We start from the raw sequence: 23,736 nt of genomic DNA on the forward strand, positions 1-23,736 counted from the left end.
TGCTAAATAGAAATAAGTAGGAAAAAGAGATTTCTGCCCCTTCTCCTACTTACTATACCAAATAATTCTAATTATTTGTATAATTTTTCTTGACTTTTTCTTATAAATAATCATTTTCAGCATTATTTACTAATATATCCATGACTTCTTTTAATTCTTCATAATGCTCTATTCTAATACCTGCCATTCTGTAAATCTTCCAAGGTTTCAATTCTTTCCCTTGTAATTTAAGTTCTTTAATAGCCCATTCAATCCTTCTAATTTGAAAATCTTTTGTACTCTCAATGTTTTCCTCTAAACATTTTTTTGTTCTTGATAGTTTACTAAGATGCTTTTCTATTAAAGATCTTATCCCTAATTTACTCCCGATTAGGCTTATTGTAATTCGTTCTGGCTTTTCTTCAGAATTCATAATTTCTTCAACTACTTCCGTTACTCTTAATAGAATTTCATTGTCTCTTTCTTGCCAATTAATCCTTGAAGTAACACTTGATGGTTCTTGTTTTATTGGTGAATTCTTTTCCATCCATTCCTTGCAGTTTCTGTATAGCCATGAATATAGTGCGGGATTTAATTTTCTTAATTCAGTTCTACTTTTACTAGGATATTTCTTTTTAAGGCTTAGCCATTCATTCTGTTTTAACTGCAAATTATTTTCTTCTATCATTGTGATATCTCTCACCTTATCATCTTTTATGTTCTCAACAGTCCTATTCTCCCAGTAAGTTCTAATATCTAGTTTATCAACATATTTCTTTATGGTTGCAGGATCTGCATTTAATTGCCGAGCAGTCTCTCTCAAACTTAGTCTCTTTTCTGCTAGTTCTTTTAATTTTTCTTCCCATATGGGTCCATAAACCTTTATTTTGCTAATCTTATATCTATCATCATTTTCTATATCAGGACCAGTTCTCGAATAGATAAAGCCACAAGAACATCTAAAAGTACCAAGTGGTTTTTTAGAATCAGCATTATGTTTTATATTTACATCAACAATAGCATCTTTTAAATAATGGGTGGATGCTACATTTAAACAAGGCCATGGTCCATCTCCAAAGGGCTTATACTCTATTTTTTTATTGAATAAATCATCTATTGTAATACCTAAAAATCTGATAAATAGTAAATGTCTTATGGGATGACTTGTTTTATTCTTTCGTCTTACTAAATCTGATAACCAATTCTGATCACTGTGTATATCTATATAAGATTGCAATAGTATCAATAGTTTATCCCCATAATAGTTCACAAAACTTGTTAATAACTCCTTCTGCTTTATCTTTCTGTTTATATTTGCTAACCCTTTCTCCATAAGAATATTTGCATATTGATCTATAAACCATTCTATTTCTTTATTCTCATGTTCAGTATTAAGTAGAGCCTCTATATCTTGTGCAATCAGATTTAATTTTTGGTGCATATCATCAGTTATATTTGTTATCCCCCTGCTGTTGTTACAATTATTTACTGTGGCTGCCACATACTCATGTTTATTAAATCCCCTTACTGGTATTTTACTATCTTGTAATAACACCTTATGCTTAGGACATACAAATACACCAGAAATCTGATGTATTCGGTGCCAATATAACTCCCCAAATCTTTCTTGATCTTCTTTTACACATTCAGGACAGAATTTAAAGTATTCATTTAATCTAATTGAACTTGCCATTAGACCAATTTTGTTATATATGCTTCCACCTTTATCCTCCTTCATATAATCTTTGATTTCATTTGCTCTTTTAGGTGGAATAAAAGCAGCATAGAAAGGATATAGTGTATACTTTTGTATTAATTCATTTGCATCATACTGGTTGCCTAGTGGCATATTTGCAATAATTCTATTTATGTTAGAAGGTAAGTCCATTACAGCAGTAACATTTCTATGACCATATATATCATCTAAAGTAGACTTTAAACTTACATTTCCACTATAAACACGATATCTAGCCAGTATACTATACAGGAGTTCATCTTCATGGGGGATAGGGAAAAATGCCATCATACTGCATCACCCAACTTTAAAAAATCTGACTCATAGTCCTTAATTATTCCCTTTTCTTTTAATGATTCATAGGCTGCAAGGTTATTCTTTCTTCCATCTGATACAATAATACGGATGTCCTTCTCATTGATCTTTTCTGTATTTCTAGGCTTCCTTTTTTTATTCTCAATATTAGATATCTGTTGAACCGCTTTTACAATGACTTCATTAACCTTTAGGTTGTCACCTTCTTCTTTTAATATTTTATCAACAGCCTTTAGTGCCTTATCTGGATTAATGTTTAAGTCGAGTAATTTTAAAAGTGCTTCTTCTTTCTTACTCATTTTTACTTCTTGCTCTTTTTTCCTTTGTGTTCTTTTTAATGCCTCTACTTTCATTTCTAAATCTATGCTACTTCTTTCTCTCTCTAAAAATCCCAAGAAATCCGTGTCAACAGTAGAAATATCTTCGTATTTAGCAATCTTTTTTATATCTCCTGTTCTCAATGCATCCAGCATAGGCTTGACCAACTTAAAGTTCTCACTTGCTACTTGTTTAATCAAGTTAGTGGTCATTTCTTCTTTTTCAGAGATAATTGCACGGATTTGACTCATTGCATATAGTTTAACGGCAATATCTGTAATCCCCTGACTTTCTTCATATAAAACATCACTTATTTCTTTATTTAATGGAGTTATTTTCCTTGTCCACTGATAATCCCATATGGCATTTAATAACAAATCCCAACTCTGATCCTTTTTTAATCTATCCCACACTAGATCTCCTTGACCCGAACCACGCCTTGCCTGTCTGAACTGTGATTGTAATACAGATAAAGCCGCTGGGGTTCCGATAAGTACGGTAGGTATACCCATATTAATTAACTTAACAAAGAAGTTTAACATTTTATCTGCTCCACCACTTTTTGCCCCACTTAGGTTTTGAACCTCGTCTATCAAAAGCATTCCGAGTCCCGAATTCTTAGCAACCTGTGCCATCACTGGAACCATAGTATTGACTGATAATCTACTCTGTCCAAACTTTTTATAATAATCTGTTCCTAATAAAGCATCTATTTTAAGAAAGAAATCTACACATAAACCTTTTAAAGAGCCATCATGAGGGCAATCAATTTTTAACCAAGTTAATTGATACATACTAAATTTTACATCCTTATATCGAGAATGAACAATAATTTGTGGATACATAGTTATGATTCTATTAATTGCTGTTGTTTTTCCGATACCACTTATGCCAACAATAGTTAATCCTGCTCCGGTGCTTCTGAAAAACTCATTGTTATTTAGATCATAGTTCATATTTTGGATCGCATCATATCCTTCTTGAAATGTACTAATATACTTTGGATCAAATGGATTACGGGCTAAGTATCCTTGTCTTATAATCCTAGAAATCCTGCTTTCTAAATCTAAATGAATCATTAGTGGCTGAAAACACTGAAATAATCTCTGGACAATATGTACTCTATATTGTTTATCCAATTGTCGTTCCTTTTCATTATAGGGAGGATAAATAGCAATTTCCTCAACTACTTCATCAGATGAAAAAATTGGAGGCAATGCCTCTATAAAAGGATTTCCTCCATATTCCAATATAACCTGTTCCTTATAGTCAGCCTTTACGACCTCTCCTCCGTTTGCAAGTATTATCTTATTCATAAATCTTTTTTAGAGCCTCCTTTTGTTTTCTTCTTAAAAGATCTAATTCATTATTATCTTCCTTCTTCTCTTGAATATCTGCATTTAAATGTATGAGTTCAGATTCTGCGATTTCTTCATCTTTATCCAACTCAAAAGCCTCATGTTCTCGATTCATTAACTTTTCAATTTTTCTATTCATTTTAATTCTTTTCATTCTCTTATTATTACTGTCTATAGATGATTTTTCTTTATTTGCCTCTTTCTTAGCCTCTTTGACGATATGTTCTATTTCTGCTATTAATTCAACCTTGCTCTGTAATTCTAACTCCTCATTCTTCTTCTCTTGTAATTTCTCGTATTCTAGTAAATACTCAATCTCCTCAAAACTTTTACCTTTATATTTACTCTGATGATCTAAGAGATAACACTTTTCAAATCCCCTGCCATCTGGTTCTTTAATATAGATATAATCCATGTTCCTCATGTCAAAGCATACTGGAACTGACCACGAGCCATAATTTCTAGCCTTCTCGAACCACCTTTCTTTTAAGACTTGCTTCGACCCATAATACATGCTTTTAAATTTAATTCCTTGTGCTGTGACCGTTGCACTTCCTGTGGGCATTAAGTTAAGTTTTACTATATCCTCTGGTACAGACCTTAATTTCCCCGACCTATTTTGTATTCCCCAATTCCATAGTTTAATTGGAATAGGCTCTATATCATCCTCTATCATCATTTCTTCTCTGGAATAATGGGTAAGATAGTGGTGATTATTGTGATACAAAATACATTTCAAAATAACCTGCGTGAACTCATGCAAATTTAAACATGAATCTAATTTTTTGTCCCTATCACCCCTCATTTTTGCGTCCTGATCCACCATTGCAGGGAGAAGTGGTCGTACTCTGGCCTGTGTAGTGTGAAAACTAGATTCTATAATTGCTTTCATCTCGCTTCTATAGGGTGCAGTATTGGAAATTCTTATATGCAATCCATTTACAAGGCTCTCAACTGAAAAATTCTCTAATTCGCCTCTATCTGCCAATATACTATCTGGTAGATAGTGGCATGGAAATTCTTCTTCTGATATTTCAATGCCATATTCCTTATAAAATTCCACCTTATTCATTGCAGCATTGGCTAATGCCATCATTGCCCCATTCCAACTAGGTCCTTCAAGACCAATGTAGACTCCCACTATCATTCTGGAAAACACATCCATAATTTGATAAATTACTGGCCTTCCAATAATCCAATTCCTATTAAACCTAGATACAAGATAAATATCTCCTATTGTTGCATCTATCTGAAAAATACTCCCTGTCCCTAGTGCCTCTGTAGTTGAACTTCCTATAATTGCTCTGTGGCTTTGCTCATATTTCTTTAAACTTCTTCTACTTTTAATCTCTTTTTTTATATCTCTTTCCTTTTGGAACCAGTATCTAAACTGTCTTAGTGATGGAATTTCGTTCAACGGCTTTAAAATTGGCATTTCAACACCATTTTTAATCTTGGTATCTATACTAAAAAACTCCTTTAGCATCAGTTCATAGACAGCCTTTAGAGAGTTCTTAGCCGTTGTATAGTAAAATTTGTTGATTGCTATTCTAAATATCTTCTTTATATCTTCATCAACATTTACACCATTACCCATAACTTCAGCACTTTTCCTTGGTCTCCCTCGTTTTATACCACTAATCCCTTTTTCACTGCCTTTTCCACCACATAGATAATAATCTGGCAAAAGAGCATTTTTTACTTTTCCTCTTATCCAATACTTCTTTAAATAGTTAGAGGCAGTGCTTTCATCAACCCTATATAACTCGCAAATATTTAAAACTAATTTCCTTCTCTCTTTACTAATAAATACTTGTGGCTCTAAATCTATGATATTGTGAATTATCTTCCATGCCTTATCTCGTATTTCCCTATGCTTGTCTGGGATATCACTCTCATCTATCACTCTACAAAATGCATCTGATTCAAGTAAAGTTATAAATCCTTCCTTTATTCCACTTTCAATCTCTTGAAGGCTTCTCTGAAAAGGAAATCTATTTACATTAATATTAATCACAAAAACAATATCCGCTGATTTATCTATCCATAATATCCTTTCTGTTAAATCTTCAGAGTCTATATTTTGCCATTTGATTAATGAATTAACTAATAGCAACTATGCCTCCCCCCTCTTTAGAAGTTCCTTTCTCCTTATATGAAATGACTAGATTATTAATATTAATCTCCTTTGTCATATCAACTTCAATCCGTTTTGTGGCAACCAAATACTTAAATACATATAAACCTGTACCGGCTCCATAATTATATACTCTATCAAAGTCCGAAATAATTTCTCTTACTGTTGTGGTTTTTCTAACTATCATATCTATTAAGGTATTACTCATAAACTGAATATCTTTATCCGAAAATCCTCTCTCTTTATAGTCAAAAAGTGAAGAATGAACCCATTCGATATTCCTTGCCATTACAATGGGTATATCTTTTTGTGTAACTATTCCCCAATCTATCCCCTTTGCTTCCCAGTACCGTCTTTCTATCTCCATTTTCTGTAACGATTTATTTCTCTCTAATTCGGATTGAGCCTTAATACTCCGAGCAAAATACCTTACTCCATTGCTATCAGTTATTGTAATTAAAAAAGTAGTAGATATTACATAGGGTGTTTTACTCTCTCTATCCGTAAAAAGTGTAAAATCCAAATCATCTTTTTCCTTAATAACTTCATCCATATCTAATAGAGGAAAATGTTCCCGAATATCCAGAACAGAATCTTCCCATTCTAAAAGATAGAAATATCTAGTTTGAATATCTGTAAATAAATGATGTATCCTTTTAGTTTTCCATCCAAAAATCCTCGACACTCTACCCATACTCGGGAAGTCTTGGATATTTAGCCATGGCTTGTAATTGGCCCCTATTCCGTTGCCCCTTCCTTCACTGATAAACTCCTGACGCTTATCTTCGTTCCATTTCAACTTCCTCTTTGCCATACTTACTCACCTCGCATTTCTATGGGTATATCCCGTATAAATTATATAAACACCATATAATAGTGAAATAGTCCAATTTAAAAATGGTAATAAAAGCACCAGCGTAACTACAATTATTAACCATGTACTCTGCCGTGAATTCGATAGATCCACTTCTATATTAATCATTGGCTTTTTATTATCATCTTCCTCAAACAGTTCTGGAAACTTATTTTGTACAACTACACAAAGTATAAATAATGTAATGCCAAAAATCGTTGTATTTACATATAACTCCTCACTCATTTACTTCCTCCTATTCCCCCTTAACTAAAAAACAAAATTTCCCCTATAGTTATAGTTTTTAACTGTAGGGGAAATTGTTCTTAAATACATTAGATTATAAAAGGTATGTAGTATCTAAATTACTGTTTGCTGTACTTTTCTTAGTTCTTTGTAATCCTCTTGTACCAAGTATCCTACTAGGATTGCTAGTGGAATCATAAAATATTGCTGTACCAATGGAATCTCTATTGAAACTCCAAACTTATACATTAAGTAAAAAATAGCCAATGCTACTGTATTAGAAAGTGAAATTGCAAATATAGTTTGTTTTAATGTTCTTCTCATATTTTTCCCTCCAGTGTTCTTTTGCTTATATTTTAATGAATTAATTTCTTATGCTATATATACATTATACCATTGATAACACTGGTTTTGTTGGAATATGTAAAAATTTAACAAACACATAAGATAACCTATTCACCTAACTTATATTTCTTATCTTAAAATTTGATAATTCCATGCAGGTTCCATATAATGCTTTAAACTTTTTTAAATGGGGTGATTTTTATGAATAACTTTAATATCATACGCTTAGAAATTAATTATTTTTTATCCTCTATAAATTCTACATTAGGTACTAAAGACAAATCTTTAGCCGAAGAAGCCATTAGTGAACTTATTAATAATTTCTTCTTTCCTACAACTACTACTCTATGCACACAACATATAGATTTACTAGAAGGGTATATTAAAATAATATCTGCTATGAATATTATAGAATATAGAAATATAAAAAAGAATGTTCCCACAATAATACAATTAATCAGTATTATTAAGCAGGAACAATTTTGTCATAAATAGCCCCCATGGGCTATTTTATTATTCTTAAAATATTATCTTTATTACAATATTCATATCTTCCATTTCTACATATATAAATATGTTTCGATACCTTGTGGGGATCTGGGTCAACATCTATAAGTGTTTTGAGTAACTGTATATGTGTTGGATTATTTCTTGCCACAAGTAACGAAGTCGAACTAGGCAATGCTAATAAATGGTTTGTTCCTACTTTTTTCTCAATTTGTTTCTTCATTCGATCTAGCAAAATAAAGGAAGAAGAATAATCAGTTAAAAAAGAAATAGAATATATATCAAAATCTTTATCCAACCTTGTTAACCCGACAAATACAGAATCCAAATTATTCATTGCATTCTGCTTCAGTTTGCTCATATTGTATTCATCTTCTTCAAGTACAAATCTAAAAGTTTCCCCTGAATCCACTGCGAATAAAATATCTAGGTTTAGAAATAGATGTTCTCTAACAAATTCTGTTGCTTCTCCTTTCCCAAAATCTTTAGATTTTATTAAGGGATATACTTTGTTGTAATCGACTTTGAATTTGTATTTAGTAAATTCTTCTTGTATGGCTTTCTTAAATATATCGCATATAAACTTAAAATTCTTTGCAAGAGTGTATTCCTCAAAAGCAATACCTAGTGAAATAGTCGCTTCCAAGTTGAGTCTTATTACTTTTAAATCCTCATTTTCCAGATAACTATCTGGGTATTCCTTAATAAATTCATTTACCATTTTAACCTTGAACTTTTCATAATCTAGTACCATTATAAATTCCTCCTTAAGTTACTAAATACCATATTGACTTCAGTAACTTATATAGGAAGAATGTAATCTGTTTCAACTTTTTTACTTGAAATCTATACGGATAAATCTGTATAAGATAAGAAATGAAAACTATGGAGGGATTTGATGATAGAAGCGTACTTAGAAGGGATCTTTATTTTGCTAATTACTTATATTACTATTTTTAATGTTTTAACTGGACATCTACAGCATAAATGGTCTAAGGAGTTTAGAGAAAACTTTAAAAAAATTTATTTTAAGTCATGGATAATACCATATATTATTTATCTTTATTGTGTTTGGATGACGCCTAATACTCGACCATATATGTTGCAACACATTTTTTTCGGTATTTTATTTCATGCTGTTTTTGCCATTTTTGGATACCGTGCAACTATAGCATGAGTTAAAGTATGCTAAGAATACTTATATTTATTTTCTCAACAAAAAAATGGACAACAATGTCCATTTTTCTTGCTTATTATATATTGAATCAATGTAATTGATTCAATAATAAACTCCATTGATTGATCTTATATCTAAATAAATGAATTAATCCAATTGTTTAAATGGTTCTTAATTTGATTGTTAGATATTTTTCTTACAATATCTTCATCAACATCTCCAGTCTTTATATCATTAATTGCTACTTCCAACAGTATGTATGCTGAATACCTTAAAAATTCTGCATTCTGCTTAATCTGATACCTGTTTATTTCTCCTTTATGAACAATTTGATTTCTAAATCTATAAATTCTGGAAAAAACAAAAATTAACTTCGTTCTCAAGTCATTAATGGCATTTCTTCTAAATCTTTCATCACTATATATTCTTTTATATTTTATCATTAATGATTTTATATATGGGCTTTCGCAATATCTATAGAAGATTGAGAAATTATTTCTAAAAGCATTTAAATTTGTACTAACCAAAAAATTCTCAAGTCCTTCTATTGATGTAATATCTTGTGGGATATTTTTGTACTTTCTATTAATACTAGAAAATACATTCCTAAAATATCTACATATGTAAATTAGTTCATTATAATAAGCACTCATTATAATTATATCTGGAACAATATTCAATAGTTTATCCTTAATGGTATGATATTCTGTTGAGGCTGTAAGTAATGTCTCAATACTAATGAAACAACTAAGGTATCTTATATGAATGTCTTTATTATTGATAGAATTATTATACCAATATATTGCCTTTGTTAATAACTCTTTATTATTGAGAGATAAAATTTTATTTAATGAACTATTTAAATCCGAAACACTTTCTTTTAAATCCTCATCAACTCCCCTTACATAATAAGACGGACATACTTCTTTATCTTGGATCCAAAGGGGAGAGATGCATTCTTTTTGTTCTTCATCAAACGCAGCATAACTCTCTTGAATTTCAATATTTTTCAAATTTGATTTGTTACTATAGCAAATTATATTCAGCATATCTTCAATCTCTTGTTTTGCTCTATCTAATCCTTCTCTTACATTAGAGGCCATTATTGAGATTCTAGCATGACAATTTGTCCAAAGTATGTATTCATTATACTTATCATCTGGATATCCACATCCACCTTCTCTTATATTATATTTATCAAAAATTTCTTGCTTTTCCCTTGTCAATAAATAATAATCTTCTTCGTACCATTTTTCTTTTGCCATATATTCTAACAGATCCTTACGCATAGGGTTATATATAAGTACATTGCCTACTCTTATTGGTTGTTGCTTATATAAATTTTTGATTGAGAAAATATAAGTAATTTTTTTCTTATCTTTGTCTAATGGTAACAACAAAAAGTTCTTAATATTGCATAGAGCAATTCGGTTATAATCTAATACTTCAAATAATTTATTTAGATAGTCGGAGGACTTCCCTTCTTCATAACCTGCAGACATTAACTCTGATAAGTATACTTTTAAGGTTTCTATTTCTGATTTTAATTTACAGTTATTTAAACATATAAACTGTACTTCTTTAAGTATCATATTAAAGTAATTGTTATCGTTTTCAATCCTTGAGATGCACCATTCTATATTATTAATAATTTTATTCATGGATTTTATATATTGATTTATTTTCTTTACTTCTATACTGTCAAAACCCTTATTTAATTCAATCTCTGTCTTAATGATTGATAATTTACTAGATAAACTACTTTTTGTGAAATAAGTGCATTTGTAAAAAAGGATAAACTCCTCACAGATATACGGCAAATCTCCATAGTTCAGTCTACCTGATCTTGGCTTATAGTACCTTACTCGTTTTATTGTATCATTTAGATCTACTAATATTGATTTCAAATCAACAATATAAGCGTTATCAAAAAAATCTACTTTTCCATAATGAAGTTGATTCCAATAATCTCTTACGAATAGTATTTTCTCATTAATTCTCTTTACTCTACTCATATTTCCTCCATTAGATTTTATTTTTATCTTAATGATTAGTTTAAGGTATATCAATTTATCTACTCTAAAATCACAGTTCCACTTATTAGTGAAATATAAGATTTTTAAAAAGTTTCTTGTTTTCAATAAATTTACTCTAACAACTGTCTAAAATATATTAATTATCCTAATGATATCAATCTTTAACTCTAAATTAAAGATTATTATAATGTAATAATTTTAAAAAGCAGTTTCTCTAATCTTGGCGCCTAACTACAAATAGGCTGCGAGTTATCAACATTATTAATAAGTTTTATATAAAAAAGTATCAATTATCTCATAAAAAATTCTCAACATAACTTTATCTACTTCATTTTTAAGAAATTCTATATATGATATTTAAAACTTGAAAGTATTCTTAAAGATTCTCTATATTGCATTTACTAAAAATAAAAAGGAGATGTTAAGGATGCCGAAAAGGGATTTATATATGGAAAAGTATTACTTGAATGAGTTTAAAGAGTATTTGATTGAGAACGATAAATCTATAAGAACTATCAATAATTACATTGATAATGTAATATTGTTTATCGAATACTTTGAGCAAATGGAAACGGATAAGTTTGATCCAAAAATTATTACAACAATAGATATACAAGATTATCGCAGTTACTGCCAAAATAATTTGCGTTTAGGTGTTGCATCTATAAATATTCGTATAGCAAGTTTGAAGGCTTATTTCTCTTATCTTTATCTTGCAAAGGTTATTGAGAAAGATCCATCCGCTAAGATTAAGAAGATAAGTGATGGAAGAATACGGGAGCCTAAAGCATTTGACGAAAAGACTTTTAGGGCTTTGCGTAGATTATATTATAGGCATGGTAATCCACTCCATATCCTAATTATGGAATTATTAAGCAAGTGTGGGGTTAGAGTCAGTGAACTCGTTGCATTAACTTTGGAAGATATTTCCATGAATATGAGTGAAAATATTGACACTCCACGCACAGGTGAGATTTTAATAAGAGGCGGCAAAGGCAATAAGGCACGAAGTATTCCTTTGCATAAGGATGTAAGAATTGCTATTATAAATTGGATGGAGATTCGGAACCGAAAAAAAATTGATAGCCCATATCTATTGATTTCAGAGAGAAAAGATAAATTTACCTCAAACGGAATCTACCGCATTGTGATGGGATATCATCAGAAATTGCAATTAGACACTCATTATACAGTACACTCATACAGACATTATTTCTGTAAGCAACTGTTACAAGTAACAGATATAAGTACCGTTGCTAGTTTAGCAGGTCACTCTAGTATTACCACTACACAACTATATACTACTGCGGACAAAAAATCTCGTGAAGATGCCATTTCCAAAATTTAGGGGTTCATTAGTTGAATCCCCTTTTTTAATATCAAAACAAAAGAGAGGACTTATCCTCTCCTGATATCTAGCACCTGTAAAAAAACTCTATAATAAGATTGCTCTAGTTTCAGATAATGGTTTAAATTAAAAGTAAAACTTGCATTAAACAAATTACCTGCAACTTGAATTAAATATGAACTTTCTTCCTCAAATTTTTCAACATTAAATAATTCTATAAAGTCTATCCTCCCATTTGTTATGTACTTTTGGGCCTTTTCATATATCTGCGGCAATGCTAAAACATAGTAAGCAGATTCATAATTAGGTTCTCCCTTCTTTCCATATTGATCAAATAGGAAATTAAAATTCTTTTTGTGTTCTGTAGAAATAAAATACATGTACTTTTCCTCCAACTTAAAAAATCTATCATTCTTTACTTTGAAAATGTTATACAATATACCTTGTGTAAATTGATCTCCAAACTATGGTCAATAAAGCAAAAATACATATTCATAAATATATGATTATTAATACTTCATCTGTACCGCAGTGCAGATGAAGGGTAAAACTTACTCTTTTTATTTAACTTCAAGTACCTCCGTTGCACTGCGGTACTTAAAGTATTAATAGTATAACCTTATAAAACAGTATGTCAAATTATCATCTCATATTTTTTATAAATATTTTTTATAAATTTCTAGTCTTTCTTTTATCTTTTCATCTTCCGGGTCTAATCTCAAAGCAAAATTATAATAACCTCTGGCCTTACCATAAGTTTTGATTTGATCATATGCATGACCTAACTTTTTCACTACTGCAAGTATTCCGGGGGTTTCTTTATTGATATTTTCTAGTATTTCAATTGCCTTATCCTCATGATAATTGAGAGCATAAACACAAGCCAACTTGTATCTATAATCAATATTTTCTGGATTTTTGTTTACCAATTGATCATATAAATGAATAGACTTGTCATACTCTTTTAATTCAAGATATATTCGTGCCTTTAAATAATTTACCGTGTCTTCAAAAGCATCTTGTCTAATATTTTCAATGTCACTTACATTAACTAATTTAATATGTTTCAATGCGTCATAATACCTACCTTGCTTCACATAAACATAGGCTAGATGATAATAAACATCTGGGATTTTTACATTATTTTCAATTTTATTCTTCAATAATAACTCTGCTGACTCATAGTCATCTTTGTTATAATAACTAATCAAGATATCAAGCCAGTCCCTATCTTTTACTTTATCTGTTAAATCTTTGGACCTTTCATACAGTACAAGAGTTTTGTTCTTTTCAGTAATTACTTTCCTAATATCATCTTCTAAATCTTGTACTGTTAAATATCTCTCTTCTGGATTTCTATCTAATGCCCTTATTATAACCTGTTCTAGTTCAACAGAAATATTATCATTAATTTCTCTAGGCTTCGGATATGGCAAATTTTCTAAAAGTTGTATCGCTGTCCTATGAGGGGTTCTTCCAGTAAGTAGTTGATAAAGTAAAACTCCAAGAGAGTATATATCGGAATTCAAATGTCTTTTCTTAGAACCAGCAACCTCTGGAGCCATATATGACCAAGTACCTCCACCATCTACTGTATTAATAAAAATATTCTCAATAAACTTACTAGTCCCAAAATCGGTTACTTTAACAGAATCCCCATCAATCATTATATTTTGTGGTTTTATATCCCCATGACTTATTTTTAATGTATGCAAATATTTTATAGCATTCAATACTTTAAAGTACAATTCAAATACCTGCTCAAATGTCTTAGGATTATTGAATTTATTCAAATTCATATCATCTGACAATTTCCTGCCATTGAAATACTCCATCTCGATTACGAATATTCCTGTATTTTCAACTCTTCCCATCCAATGCAGTTGAATTATGTTTGGATGTTTATAATTCAAAAGTCTTTTACCTTCAGAAAGAGTTTCGTCCCCTCGTTCTTGATTCTTGGGTATTTTCAATGCGATTACTTGACTTGTTTCTAAATTTATCGCCTTCCAGACTGTGCCAAATGTACCTGAATCAATATACTCTTGAATAATATATTTGTTGCCTATTTTTGTATTTTCTTTTGGTCTAAAGTTCACTGCTTTTTTTCCCATAAAAATCACCTTATTGAAACCCATTGATTTATTGTAAGATTTTCTTTATTTCCTTTTGCAATAGCATGATACACTAAATATTTAGTTCTTCTACTATTAATACCTGCAACATTTTTGCCATCTGATGTTTTAAATCCATCATCTAATATAGAAATGTATTCCGAGATGCCTTCTGCTGCAATACCTGAATAACTCCAATATACAAATAGAATATAGGGTACATTAGAGCCTAACTGGTGATATGCTACTAATAAGTTTTGAATTTTTTCTTTAAGCATCTTGTCTTTTCTTCTGTTGTTTTCATACCTTTCAAACTCACATATTAATACTGGAGTATTCTCAAATTTATCAAACCAAACAGAGTCCGGTCTCACTTGACTAATTATATTTGCTTTCGATACTCCATACACTTCGTTATTTTCTGCTATTTTGAATTCATTATAACCCTTAATAGCAACATGAGGATATACCGGATATTCCGAAAGAGAAACTACTTCATTAAATTCCCTACCAATTGCTGTAATATAATTTAATCCTAAAGAATGAACAGTTTCAGAATAATCTCTCACTCCAAACTTAGTCATCATAGGAAATAGTTTTTCCCTTACAATACCCGTTTTAAATTCTTCTCTAATGAAACTCTCAATGTCTTTATTAACCATTGAAACTACCCCATTCAACAATTACTTCCGGCGACTCTCCTCCATGTAGTAATGCCTTAGTTCCTATCTTAACTAATAAAGGAGCAGGAATAGACCTACCGCAAATTAAGGCTTCCCCAGTAGATAAAGATGGTAATTCCTCAATATCAGACTTTGAGAACATGTCTGATGTTTTTGCAATAAATCGTTGATCATCAGGATTTTTTAGTCTCATAGTTATAATAGTGTTGCATTGTGAAGTAACATCAGGGTCTAACTTTGATGGTCTTTGTGATATAATTGAAAATCCGACTCCAAACTTTCTACCCTCGGCTGCTATTTTCTTAATAATTTTCTTAGAAATACACGGCATACCCGCAGGTGCAAAGTTATGTCCTTCTTCATATACTAGAAACGCTGGTCTGGTCTGTCTTTCTTTATCCGCTGCTGCTCTCATTATTTCACTTGATATTAAAGCCGTAATAATTTGTTTAGCATCATCAGATAATCCCTGAAGATCTACTATTACTAAACGCCCTACTCTATTTCCTTTTTCACCTATCATTTTATAAATATCAGTCGGTTCTCCTTTGGCTCTTGTGTAAAAACTTCTTGCTTCATTAATCATTCTGCTTAACTTCATTGATACTACTGCTGCACTTCTGTTATTTAAAGCATTAGCCTCACCCTCCGTTAGTTTGTCCCAATGCTTTAATTCTTCCAATCCACTATCTGTTAATAAATAAATTAGATCCTGAATATCTCTATAACCTTTATCATATTTAGTCTTCCAGTATCTTATTGCCACATCAATGACCCTCTGCTGTGGTTCAGTTAATCCCGGTAATACAGATGATAAATCATCCATATCAAATCTATCAAACTGGAGTGATAGATGGATGTTTTTACTGGAATACTTATAATCAAAAGAATCCATTTGAGGTGTATATACTTTTATTCCTCCACCTGCTTGTAGCAGTTTTTGTAAAGTTTCTTGTATTTTCTTTATACTATTAAGTTCTTCAGGGTCTTCAATATCTTTTAAATTATCATTGAAATGAATGTTTCCCTTATTAAAGGCTTTCCCATATTCTCCATGTACATCAAAAACAACTACTGTACCATTCATCTCGGCAACTAATTTTTCGATTACTCTTCCTACTGTATAGGATTTTCCTGAACCAGTCATAGCAAGTACAGCAAGGTGTTCTGTTACAAGTTTATTTACATCAAGATATACTGGGACTATATTTTCTCCCTTTTCATAACCAATTAGATTTCCAATGTTTATACTCGTATTTTCATCAAACTTATAAAACTTAGCCAAAAACTCATAATCAACTCCAAACACCTTTTCCCCCGGATTTAGTGGTCTCCTTGGTATTTTAATTCTTCCTAAACTATCTCTATAACCTACAAGTTGTATCGTTCCATATAGAGTTTCACCTGTAATTGATGCTCCGGGTAAAATCTCTAACTCTGTTAAACCATCACCCATGTTTGAATTATAAAGTATATTACTTCTGGAAACTGCCACGATTCTTCCTAATACATAAATCTCGCCTTCTTCTTCAGTTTCTGTATGCTTTATTTTTACAAATTCACCTCGTTTAGCAGAAAAACTATTCTCTAAGGCTATCTTAATATTACTAGGGTCTCCAGTATTTCCTATTAATTTCCCTATATATTTATCCATGTTAAACATCCCTCCATCCTCTATAGGCGATACATTCCAGATTCAATCCAGTTATATGTATAAGGTATATCTCCAATTAGTGCATCTTCAAAACTTATTATTTCTAGTCCCCTAAGTGATATAGGAAGATCACTCTCGAGTTCTTCTAGTTGTTCTTCCCACTCGTTCTCAAGAACTCTTTTCTCTTCTTCAAATTTATAAGTTTCCTCTCTATCACTGGCTTGGTCAATCTTACTTTGTATTACCTGTATTCCATTACTAAAGTCTTTGTTTATTTGTTTTACCTTATCTTCATGTTTAAGATACTTCTCACAGTAGTGGTATCCTGCCATAAATTTCAGTATACAAAATGATTCCTTAAAATATTTTTCAATTTTATCAACTATGTAATCTCTTCTAACCTCAATTTCAGAATTTATGACTTCATAAGAAGGAGATTCTGAATTAAATGAAGATAATTGTTCCTCAACATATTCCTCATAGTCTTCATTGTTATCGAAATCACTTGGCTCATATTCTAAACTTTCAAATGTCAAATCATCATTGTGTATCTTATCATACAGATATCTGTACACATACCTTTCCCAATAATCTATACGATATAAAAACTCATCAATTCTTTCATCTGTTACACTTTCATGATCAATATGAACCTTATAATCGAAATATAAATCATACATGGCAGTTAGCCATATTAATATATCACCTACATCCTCATCTACAAGTCTTGATGTTGCTACTACCGAACTATCCACTGGCGAATTAAACATTAAAATATTCCACATATCTTCTGCCCAAGACAATTCATAATCATAGTTCCAGAATATTTCTCTAGCATATTCTCTTACATCAACCCAATTATATCTTCTAATTTGCTGTTCCTTCATAATCTCCCCCCCTTTTTTTAAATCTACTATTCTTCAAAAGCGTCAAAGTCTTCTTTCCAAACCTTTTCTAAATCTTGGCTCTGAAGCATATGTCTTACCTGACCTTTATATACTTTAAGTAATGCGTTCTGCCCATTATCCTGTGCCTCTAACGGTTTTAATGCATACTTTGCATACCATAAAGATATTGGTAATGCTTTTTTTTGATCAAAAGTTGTTAGCGAAATGATCTCTGCTGCTAACTGATCGAGTTTTTGGGTATCCCAATCTTTTACCCCTCCCATAACCTCCACTAATAACGGTGGAGTGTGACTTCCTGCCTTTATATGCATTCCTGTAAGCCCCATGCTTCTTAATGTTTCAGGCTCTAATCTATTGTCCTTATTTATTCCATCAAACTGGAATGCAGCGGTTCTGGTTCTTTTGACCAATATGCCCTTTAGTAATCTCTTAATGCCTACATCTTTTAATTTATTCATATGAATATTTATTTTACCAACAACTTCATCATTGATTTTATCATTAACATATTGGATATTTTCATCTGATAGTGCAAAGACAATTGCCCCAAATCTTTTGTTACCGACAGAGGCTATCTTAACACCATATTCACTAAAAGGATATATCTTATCTTTATTTTGCTGCCAAAAGTTCTCAATTGTTTTCTTACATCTTTCATAAAGATTGATGACATCAATCCTATCAGAAAGTGGTGAATCTGCTCTCTCTAGCATCAAAGGTGTATCAACAATTACTAGATCTGGTCTATCATCATTGCTAAAGATATCTTCTAGTAATTTATAGGCATTTATAATATCTATAAACTTTAACTTCTTCGTTGCATCTAAGTCATCTATTTCATCTACATCAACTATACTATCTTGCTTTGTTTCATAAATAGAATTTCTATCAATTAAAATATCTTGTCTTACTGCACCTGCTACATATAACATGCCACCAAATGCTTCTGTTGTTTTATTTACCGTGGCTATACCTGATGCCTTAATTGTAAGTGGATCAATTAGGTCAATGTCTCTTATTACTCCGCCCTCTTTTAATATAGGTGCTATCTTATCAATAAATCGCATTTTTGATGATAATTTAGAAACAGTAGCAGGTAGCCCTAATTGAATGTTGGCTACTATACTTTGGGATATGGGCGTACTTTTATTCCCACTCATTTTCTTTGTCCCTTCTTTCTTTAATAACTCTGATAAAAGACTTCAACTTCTTATTTTCAATGTAATCAAATGCCCTTTGAGTTAATTTATCATTCTCTATATAATGATTCTGAACAAGTTCATCTGCATATTTAATTAATTCGTCTTTTGAAATATCATAGTTAAAATATTTATTTACCTGTTCTATACAGTTTTCTAGTTGAATCCCTGCTGCTTTAAGAATAATTAAGTATGTATGGTTATTATTTAACTGAAAAGGCTCTTTTTCTTTAGGTTTCTCATATATTGGTTTTGAGGCTGTAGGAATAAGTAGTTTAAGAAATAGTTCCTGCATTATATCTACTTTTTCAGTTAATCTATAATCTAATAAAGGCAAAGTAATTATTGTTATTACTCCCGTACCAGTATTCTTTCTTATATTTATTCCTAGTACATCTCCATCCATAAGGTAAATTACATCCTTAGAATGACCTTCTATTTTGTATTCTACTGGTAAACCTTTATATTCTCTTTGTTCTACTTTAGTGATACTTACCCCTACACTTAATTGAAATATTTTGTCCAATTTAATTTCAATCCAAGACGGTAACAGAATAAGTTGATTATTACGATTTTCCAACCAACTCTCTATCCTAAGAATATCTTGTTTACACATTTTATTTAGAACATAGCCGGGTAAGACTAGGCACCCTTGGCCTAGTTCACCCAATAATAATTCAGTTGTAGATATGAAGTTACTTAGAATTTTATATTCTGTTCTTTTTTTAAACTCTTCTAAAATATAAATCATATTACAACACCTTCACAGTAGACTTAACTAATTTTAGTCCTTCCAACTCTTTCTGTTCTTCTGTATGTTGGGACCAATCTATATCCCCTTCTTTTATAACAACAGTTTTAAAGAAATCAAATGTTGTTTTTTTAGCAATCGGAGACTCTATAAAGAACTTTTCTCCTTCATCTCTAAACTCCTTTAATTGATTTTGAACATTTTTTAATGTTTCAGAGTATTTATCTTCAGTTGGATACAATTGTCTATCAATGCTAATTGAAACTACTTTTTTCCCTACACTTTTTCTAATCTTATCCATAACTTTTATAAGGTTATCATCAAACATCATACTTCTTTCATATTTGGCTTTCTCCATTACATTCTTTTTGTGTGATGAGATTAAATCTGCATAACCAGCCATGTCTTTAATAGCCTCTTCAAGATATTTTAAGAATTCTTTAGGCTTTTTCATAAGTTCTTGTTCTTTTTCATCTACTCCTTGCTCAAGCCCAGCATCAACAAAAATCTCTAACCTGTCTGCGTAGGTCTTTAAGTTATTAATGTCAGGAAATGCTTTAACTGATGCTGGAGAGTCATTAAAATAATTTACCCAATGTTTCGCTTTTTCTAGTTCATTTTCATAAGTATCTATTATCTCTTTGTATTTTTCATAAATAGTTTTGTATGTTCCTATAACCCCTTTATCACTCCACTTTAGATTCTCTTCATCACTTGCATCAATACCTACCTCATTCAAAATATCTTCTATTCTTTCTATTGCACCAATATAGTTACCCATAGAGAGTCTATACGCCAAACTATCAGATATATTTACCATAGTAGGTAATGTAGACTTCTCCAACTCCTTATAATCAGTTGCATATTCTAACTCCCTAGCACATCTATCTAGTATGTTTGTAATTGGAGAGAGAGGCAAAGTGTGTCCTTCATATGTGCTGTGATTCTTTAGTTCCTTTATTTTTTCTCTAGTCATTTTTGATGCAACATTTTTCAACTTTCCTACAAATTCAAGGAATAACTTTATGTGCCTTACTCTATACCATAAAGGCGTATTTGTATCTGATATATTAAGCCCTTTAACAACTGTTTGATTATATGATGTAATAGATTCATATTTTTCCTTATCATATACTTGATTACATAATTCATAAAGTTTATCAATTTTGCCTAATGTATCAGACCAGTTAGCAACTGTGTCTTCATTCATATTTAGTAATAGATTCAAGTCAATTTCTTCAATTAAATTCTTAGAAACATCAATATACTTCTCTTTGTATTCTAGTAATTGTCCATTAAGGATAGTTAGATAACCACCGTCAATTAATTTCTTCATGTTTTCGATTTCTTTTATACAATCATCTGATAGCCATGCTTCTGCTTCGTTAAGTTTTGTCTCTAATTTATATTTTGTAATCTTTCTATACATCCCGTCTTCTAAGTATATTAATTTAAGAGATATTAAGAATTTAATCCACTGGTCTAACATCTTTTTGTAGTTCACTTTCTGGTCACAACTAAAGAAGAAACTCTTAATAAAGTCATACTCTGATTTTTTTGTTTCACCCATGAATTTTAATATATTGATCATACAGGTAGGTACCCCTATCTCATAGGTGTCATGATCCTTAATGAATAGGTTCAAATCCTTATATCCTTTATTCTCAAGTGCTTTTCCAATAGCGGTATTCCTTAGATAACTGGATAAATCAGAGAATTCCCCTTCTTTTAACTTTATCTCGTCTTTTTCTCCTAATTCCTCATAGGTTGCATTATTTATAAGCATTGTTGCGTATGACCTTGCCATTAATTCTATTTGTGAGTCTTCATGCTTCTTTTGCATTATCGGTCTTATTATCCAGCCCTCACTATCAATTCTTTCAAACCATGATTGTGCTGCTAAATTAAAATTCTCACGAATCTTATATATCTTTTCTCGGAAGATTGTAGTTGTCTTATTGGAAACCGGTCTAAAATCAATAATCTCTTTATCCAAAGACATTATTTCTAATATTTCTTTATGCATTCTAGTAATATTACTAAATATTATGCACTTGTATATTTCTGGTATAGTTCTCTTGATTTTATTTTTAAACTCATCTGTTAATATAGTGTCAGAAACTACGAAAATAGGATGAACCCCATCTTTCAACAACTTACTATCACCAAGAACATTTAAAACTTTATCCTCTTCTTTTCCCCAAATAATATCTACAATATTATTTGGATGAATATCAAGAAATGGTCCTTCATTTACCTTTGTTCTTATGATATCTACACCGTCAATATTTGAATAAGACTCTTCCAACGGATAAGTTATTTCCAATACCCTTGCTGCTCCTGTCAGAATTCGTCTTACTTCCTTTAATTTATCTTTTCGTACTTCTTCAATTTTTTCTTCTGCTTTTTTATTAGCATCAGCATCTAAAAGATATCCAAAATCTCCTTTGTCAACTCTATATCTCTTATTTAACCTGTATAAATAAGCAAAGTTTGGTCCTACATATTCTGCTACTTGTCTATTTTCTCTATTGATTTCATTCTCAATATATTCAAAGATATATTTCGCAGCATCTTCTGCGTCATCCTTTGGATATAAAGTTCTTATCTGATCTAAAAAAGTCTCTTTATCCGCCCCTACAATATACTCATTATCTTTAACATTGAGAGAATAAGTTTTAAGGCTTTTTAGTAGGATATTCAGGTCAAACTTATTGCCCAAATCATTTATAAACACACTTTCTGTATCCCTCTTATATCCTACTGAAACTAAGAATGATGCTAAGTCATCTTTTCTTAGTTTTACAATAAAGAATTCCTTAAATAACTTCTCTCCATCTTCTGCCCTACTGTCTAATAACGCCTTTAATTCTGTATCAGCATATTGGAATTTCACAACTGGTAATTGCCTTAGCAGTGCATTTTTTATGATATGGCGGTATTGATCATCACATTTTATATATTCAAAAGAATCTTTATCAATAAGTTTTTTCTGAAATCTACTGCTCGATTTTATTAGACTTTCAAATATTTCTCCAACATCACTACTTGAATTATTTTTCAGGTACTCATCAACACTTGCCATAATTACATTAAACCATCCAAAGTTGCCTCCAGCAATTGTATATGCGGCCTCTATAAGTCCATCTGGGTATTTAGGAGCAACTCCTTCAGATTGTAAGTATGCTATATAATCAGATATATCAGCAAAAGAATTTTGTGTCATTTCATATAGTTCAGTTCTTCTATCCAATGCTCCAATGTCTTGTATTGAGTCACCTATCACTGGAGAACACAATAATAGAAATGATACATCAGGATATTTCTTTCTTGGGTCTTCATGTTTTATAGCCTTTGTTAATATATTAATAGCCTTGCCATCTACTTTTCTTCGGATTTCTTCATCTTTTTCGATTCCGTATTTACTGATTTCACCTTCTGTTTCTAATTCATCACATACAATTAGCACATGCTCCATTTGAAATTTCTTGATATAATCCAATGCTGCTCTTACTGTTTTATCCAATAAAGATATATCACTTACCAAGTCATCTATATCAATACCATCTGCATTTAAAATATTTTTCAACTTATCCTTATCAAATCCCATAGGCTCTAAATTGTTCTGTAATTCTTTGATAATCTTTCCTTGGATACTGTCATCAGGCTCATTTGATAAGTAATTTAATGCGGTATAAATACCAAACGCAACCCATGTATCCCCAATCAAATAATCATGTGCCATTTGCGAATATCTAATATAAATAGGTAAGACTTTATCAGCAAAATTAGGCTCAAATATTCTTACATTTTTTTGTTCTCCATCCTCTGTTATAATCCAACCTTTATCTAGTCCCATAGGCTCTGCTACTACTTCAAATCCATTTCTGGACTTACCAACACCCCAAACTGCAATCAGGGGGAATATTGTTGCTTTACCTGCTGTTTTCATTGACTTTGTGAAAGACTTAAATATATTATAAAATTCATTCTGTCCAACCAATGGCTGCATAAGTGGAAATTCACTGGTTCCATCATATGACCAAATAGGCATAAACTTCTCCTCCTCATAA

Annotated in this window: 19 protein-coding genes; 3 read left to right on the plus strand and 16 right to left on the minus strand. The window is 31.0% G+C overall.

The genetic code is table 11. The features are described from left to right. Positions 1-100 precede the first annotated feature (100 nt). The 6 genes from J2Z24_RS06410 to J2Z24_RS06435 form a co-directional block, all read right to left on the minus strand. The gene (locus tag J2Z24_RS06410; RefSeq protein ID WP_035149035.1) at positions 101-2,005 is read right to left on the minus strand and encodes a TnsD family Tn7-like transposition protein; all 1,905 of its coding nucleotides are present in this window, start codon (positions 2,003-2,005) and stop codon (positions 101-103) included. Further along, positions 2,002-3,597, minus strand: a complete 1,596-nt coding sequence (locus J2Z24_RS06415) for an ATP-binding protein (RefSeq protein ID WP_244983371.1) — start codon at positions 3,595-3,597, stop codon at positions 2,002-2,004. The genes J2Z24_RS06410 and J2Z24_RS06415 overlap by 4 nt, the downstream gene beginning before the upstream one ends. A 58-nt stretch (positions 3,598-3,655) precedes the next feature. Then, complete coding sequence (locus J2Z24_RS06420; RefSeq protein WP_035149031.1) at positions 3,656-5,821, minus strand: TnsB C-terminal domain-containing protein; 2,166 nt, start codon at positions 5,819-5,821, stop codon at positions 3,656-3,658. Further along, the gene (locus J2Z24_RS06425; RefSeq protein ID WP_035149029.1) at positions 5,808-6,656 is read right to left on the minus strand and encodes a heteromeric transposase endonuclease subunit TnsA; all 849 of its coding nucleotides are present in this window, start codon (positions 6,654-6,656) and stop codon (positions 5,808-5,810) included. The genes J2Z24_RS06420 and J2Z24_RS06425 overlap by 14 nt, the downstream gene beginning before the upstream one ends. 6 nt (positions 6,657-6,662) lie before the next feature. After that, positions 6,663-6,941, minus strand: a complete 279-nt coding sequence (locus J2Z24_RS06430; RefSeq protein ID WP_035149027.1) for a hypothetical protein — start codon at positions 6,939-6,941, stop codon at positions 6,663-6,665. 114 nt (positions 6,942-7,055) lie between these two features. Further along, complete coding sequence (locus J2Z24_RS06435; protein WP_035149025.1) at positions 7,056-7,265, minus strand: hypothetical protein; 210 nt, start codon at positions 7,263-7,265, stop codon at positions 7,056-7,058. A gap of 222 nt (positions 7,266-7,487) precedes the next feature. Between J2Z24_RS06435 and J2Z24_RS06440 the strand changes: the two genes are divergently transcribed. Further along, the gene (locus J2Z24_RS06440; RefSeq protein ID WP_035149022.1) at positions 7,488-7,781 is read left to right on the plus strand and encodes a hypothetical protein; all 294 of its coding nucleotides are present in this window, start codon (positions 7,488-7,490) and stop codon (positions 7,779-7,781) included. 10 nt (positions 7,782-7,791) lie between these two features. Here the strand turns inward: J2Z24_RS06440 and J2Z24_RS06445 are convergent, their stop codons facing one another. Next, positions 7,792-8,547, minus strand: coding sequence for a DUF1444 family protein (locus tag J2Z24_RS06445; RefSeq protein WP_035149020.1), 756 nt, complete (start codon positions 8,545-8,547; stop codon positions 7,792-7,794). Positions 8,548-8,691: 144 nt separating this feature from the next. Here J2Z24_RS06445 and J2Z24_RS06450 point away from each other — a divergent pair, with 144 nt between their 5' ends. Next, a complete protein-coding gene (locus J2Z24_RS06450; protein ID WP_035149018.1) occupies positions 8,692-8,970 on the plus strand; it encodes a hypothetical protein in 279 nt (92 codons plus the stop codon). Positions 8,971-9,104: 134 nt separating this feature from the next. Here the strand turns inward: J2Z24_RS06450 and J2Z24_RS06455 are convergent, their stop codons facing one another. After that, entirely contained in the window at positions 9,105-10,985 is a 1,881-nt protein-coding gene (locus J2Z24_RS06455) for a hypothetical protein (protein WP_035149015.1), read from the minus strand. Between the two features lie 448 nt (positions 10,986-11,433). Between J2Z24_RS06455 and J2Z24_RS06460 the strand changes: the two genes are divergently transcribed. Next, complete coding sequence (locus tag J2Z24_RS06460; RefSeq protein ID WP_035149013.1) at positions 11,434-12,354, plus strand: tyrosine-type recombinase/integrase; 921 nt, start codon at positions 11,434-11,436, stop codon at positions 12,352-12,354. A 50-nt stretch (positions 12,355-12,404) separates the two neighbouring features. Here the strand turns inward: J2Z24_RS06460 and J2Z24_RS06465 are convergent, their stop codons facing one another. From J2Z24_RS06465 to J2Z24_RS06500, 8 genes are all read right to left on the minus strand, one after another. Continuing rightward, entirely contained in the window at positions 12,405-12,734 is a 330-nt protein-coding gene (locus J2Z24_RS06465) for a DUF2538 family protein (RefSeq protein WP_035149012.1), read from the minus strand. Between the two features lie 276 nt (positions 12,735-13,010). Further along, a complete protein-coding gene (locus J2Z24_RS06470; RefSeq protein WP_035149010.1) occupies positions 13,011-14,468 on the minus strand; it encodes a serine/threonine-protein kinase in 1,458 nt (485 codons plus the stop codon). Between the two features lie 5 nt (positions 14,469-14,473). Further along, a complete protein-coding gene (locus J2Z24_RS06475; protein ID WP_035149007.1) occupies positions 14,474-15,130 on the minus strand; it encodes a hypothetical protein in 657 nt (218 codons plus the stop codon). Continuing rightward, positions 15,123-16,805, minus strand: coding sequence for a helicase HerA domain-containing protein (locus tag J2Z24_RS06480; protein WP_035149006.1), 1,683 nt, complete (start codon positions 16,803-16,805; stop codon positions 15,123-15,125). The genes J2Z24_RS06475 and J2Z24_RS06480 overlap by 8 nt, the downstream gene beginning before the upstream one ends. 20 nt (positions 16,806-16,825) lie before the next feature. Then, the gene (locus J2Z24_RS06485) at positions 16,826-17,692 is read right to left on the minus strand and encodes a hypothetical protein (RefSeq protein ID WP_035149004.1); all 867 of its coding nucleotides are present in this window, start codon (positions 17,690-17,692) and stop codon (positions 16,826-16,828) included. Positions 17,693-17,718: 26 nt separating this feature from the next. Further along, on the minus strand, positions 17,719-18,873 hold the full coding sequence (locus J2Z24_RS06490; RefSeq protein WP_035149002.1) for a hypothetical protein: 1,155 nt from the start codon (positions 18,871-18,873) through the stop codon (positions 17,719-17,721). Beyond that, positions 18,860-19,663 (minus strand): hypothetical protein, encoded by an 804-nt coding sequence (locus tag J2Z24_RS06495; protein WP_035149000.1) that lies wholly within the window; start codon positions 19,661-19,663, stop codon positions 18,860-18,862. The genes J2Z24_RS06490 and J2Z24_RS06495 overlap by 14 nt, the downstream gene beginning before the upstream one ends. A gap of 1 nt (position 19,664) precedes the next feature. After that, positions 19,665-23,717 carry a hypothetical protein gene (locus J2Z24_RS06500; protein WP_035148997.1) on the minus strand — a complete coding sequence of 1,351 codons (4,053 nt, stop codon included), beginning with the start codon at positions 23,715-23,717 and terminating at the stop codon, positions 19,665-19,667. Positions 23,718-23,736 lie beyond the last annotated feature (19 nt).

The organism is Clostridium tetanomorphum (assembly GCF_017873215.1).
GTDB classification, from domain to species: Bacteria; Bacillota; Clostridia; order Clostridiales; family Clostridiaceae; genus Clostridium_AO; species Clostridium_AO tetanomorphum.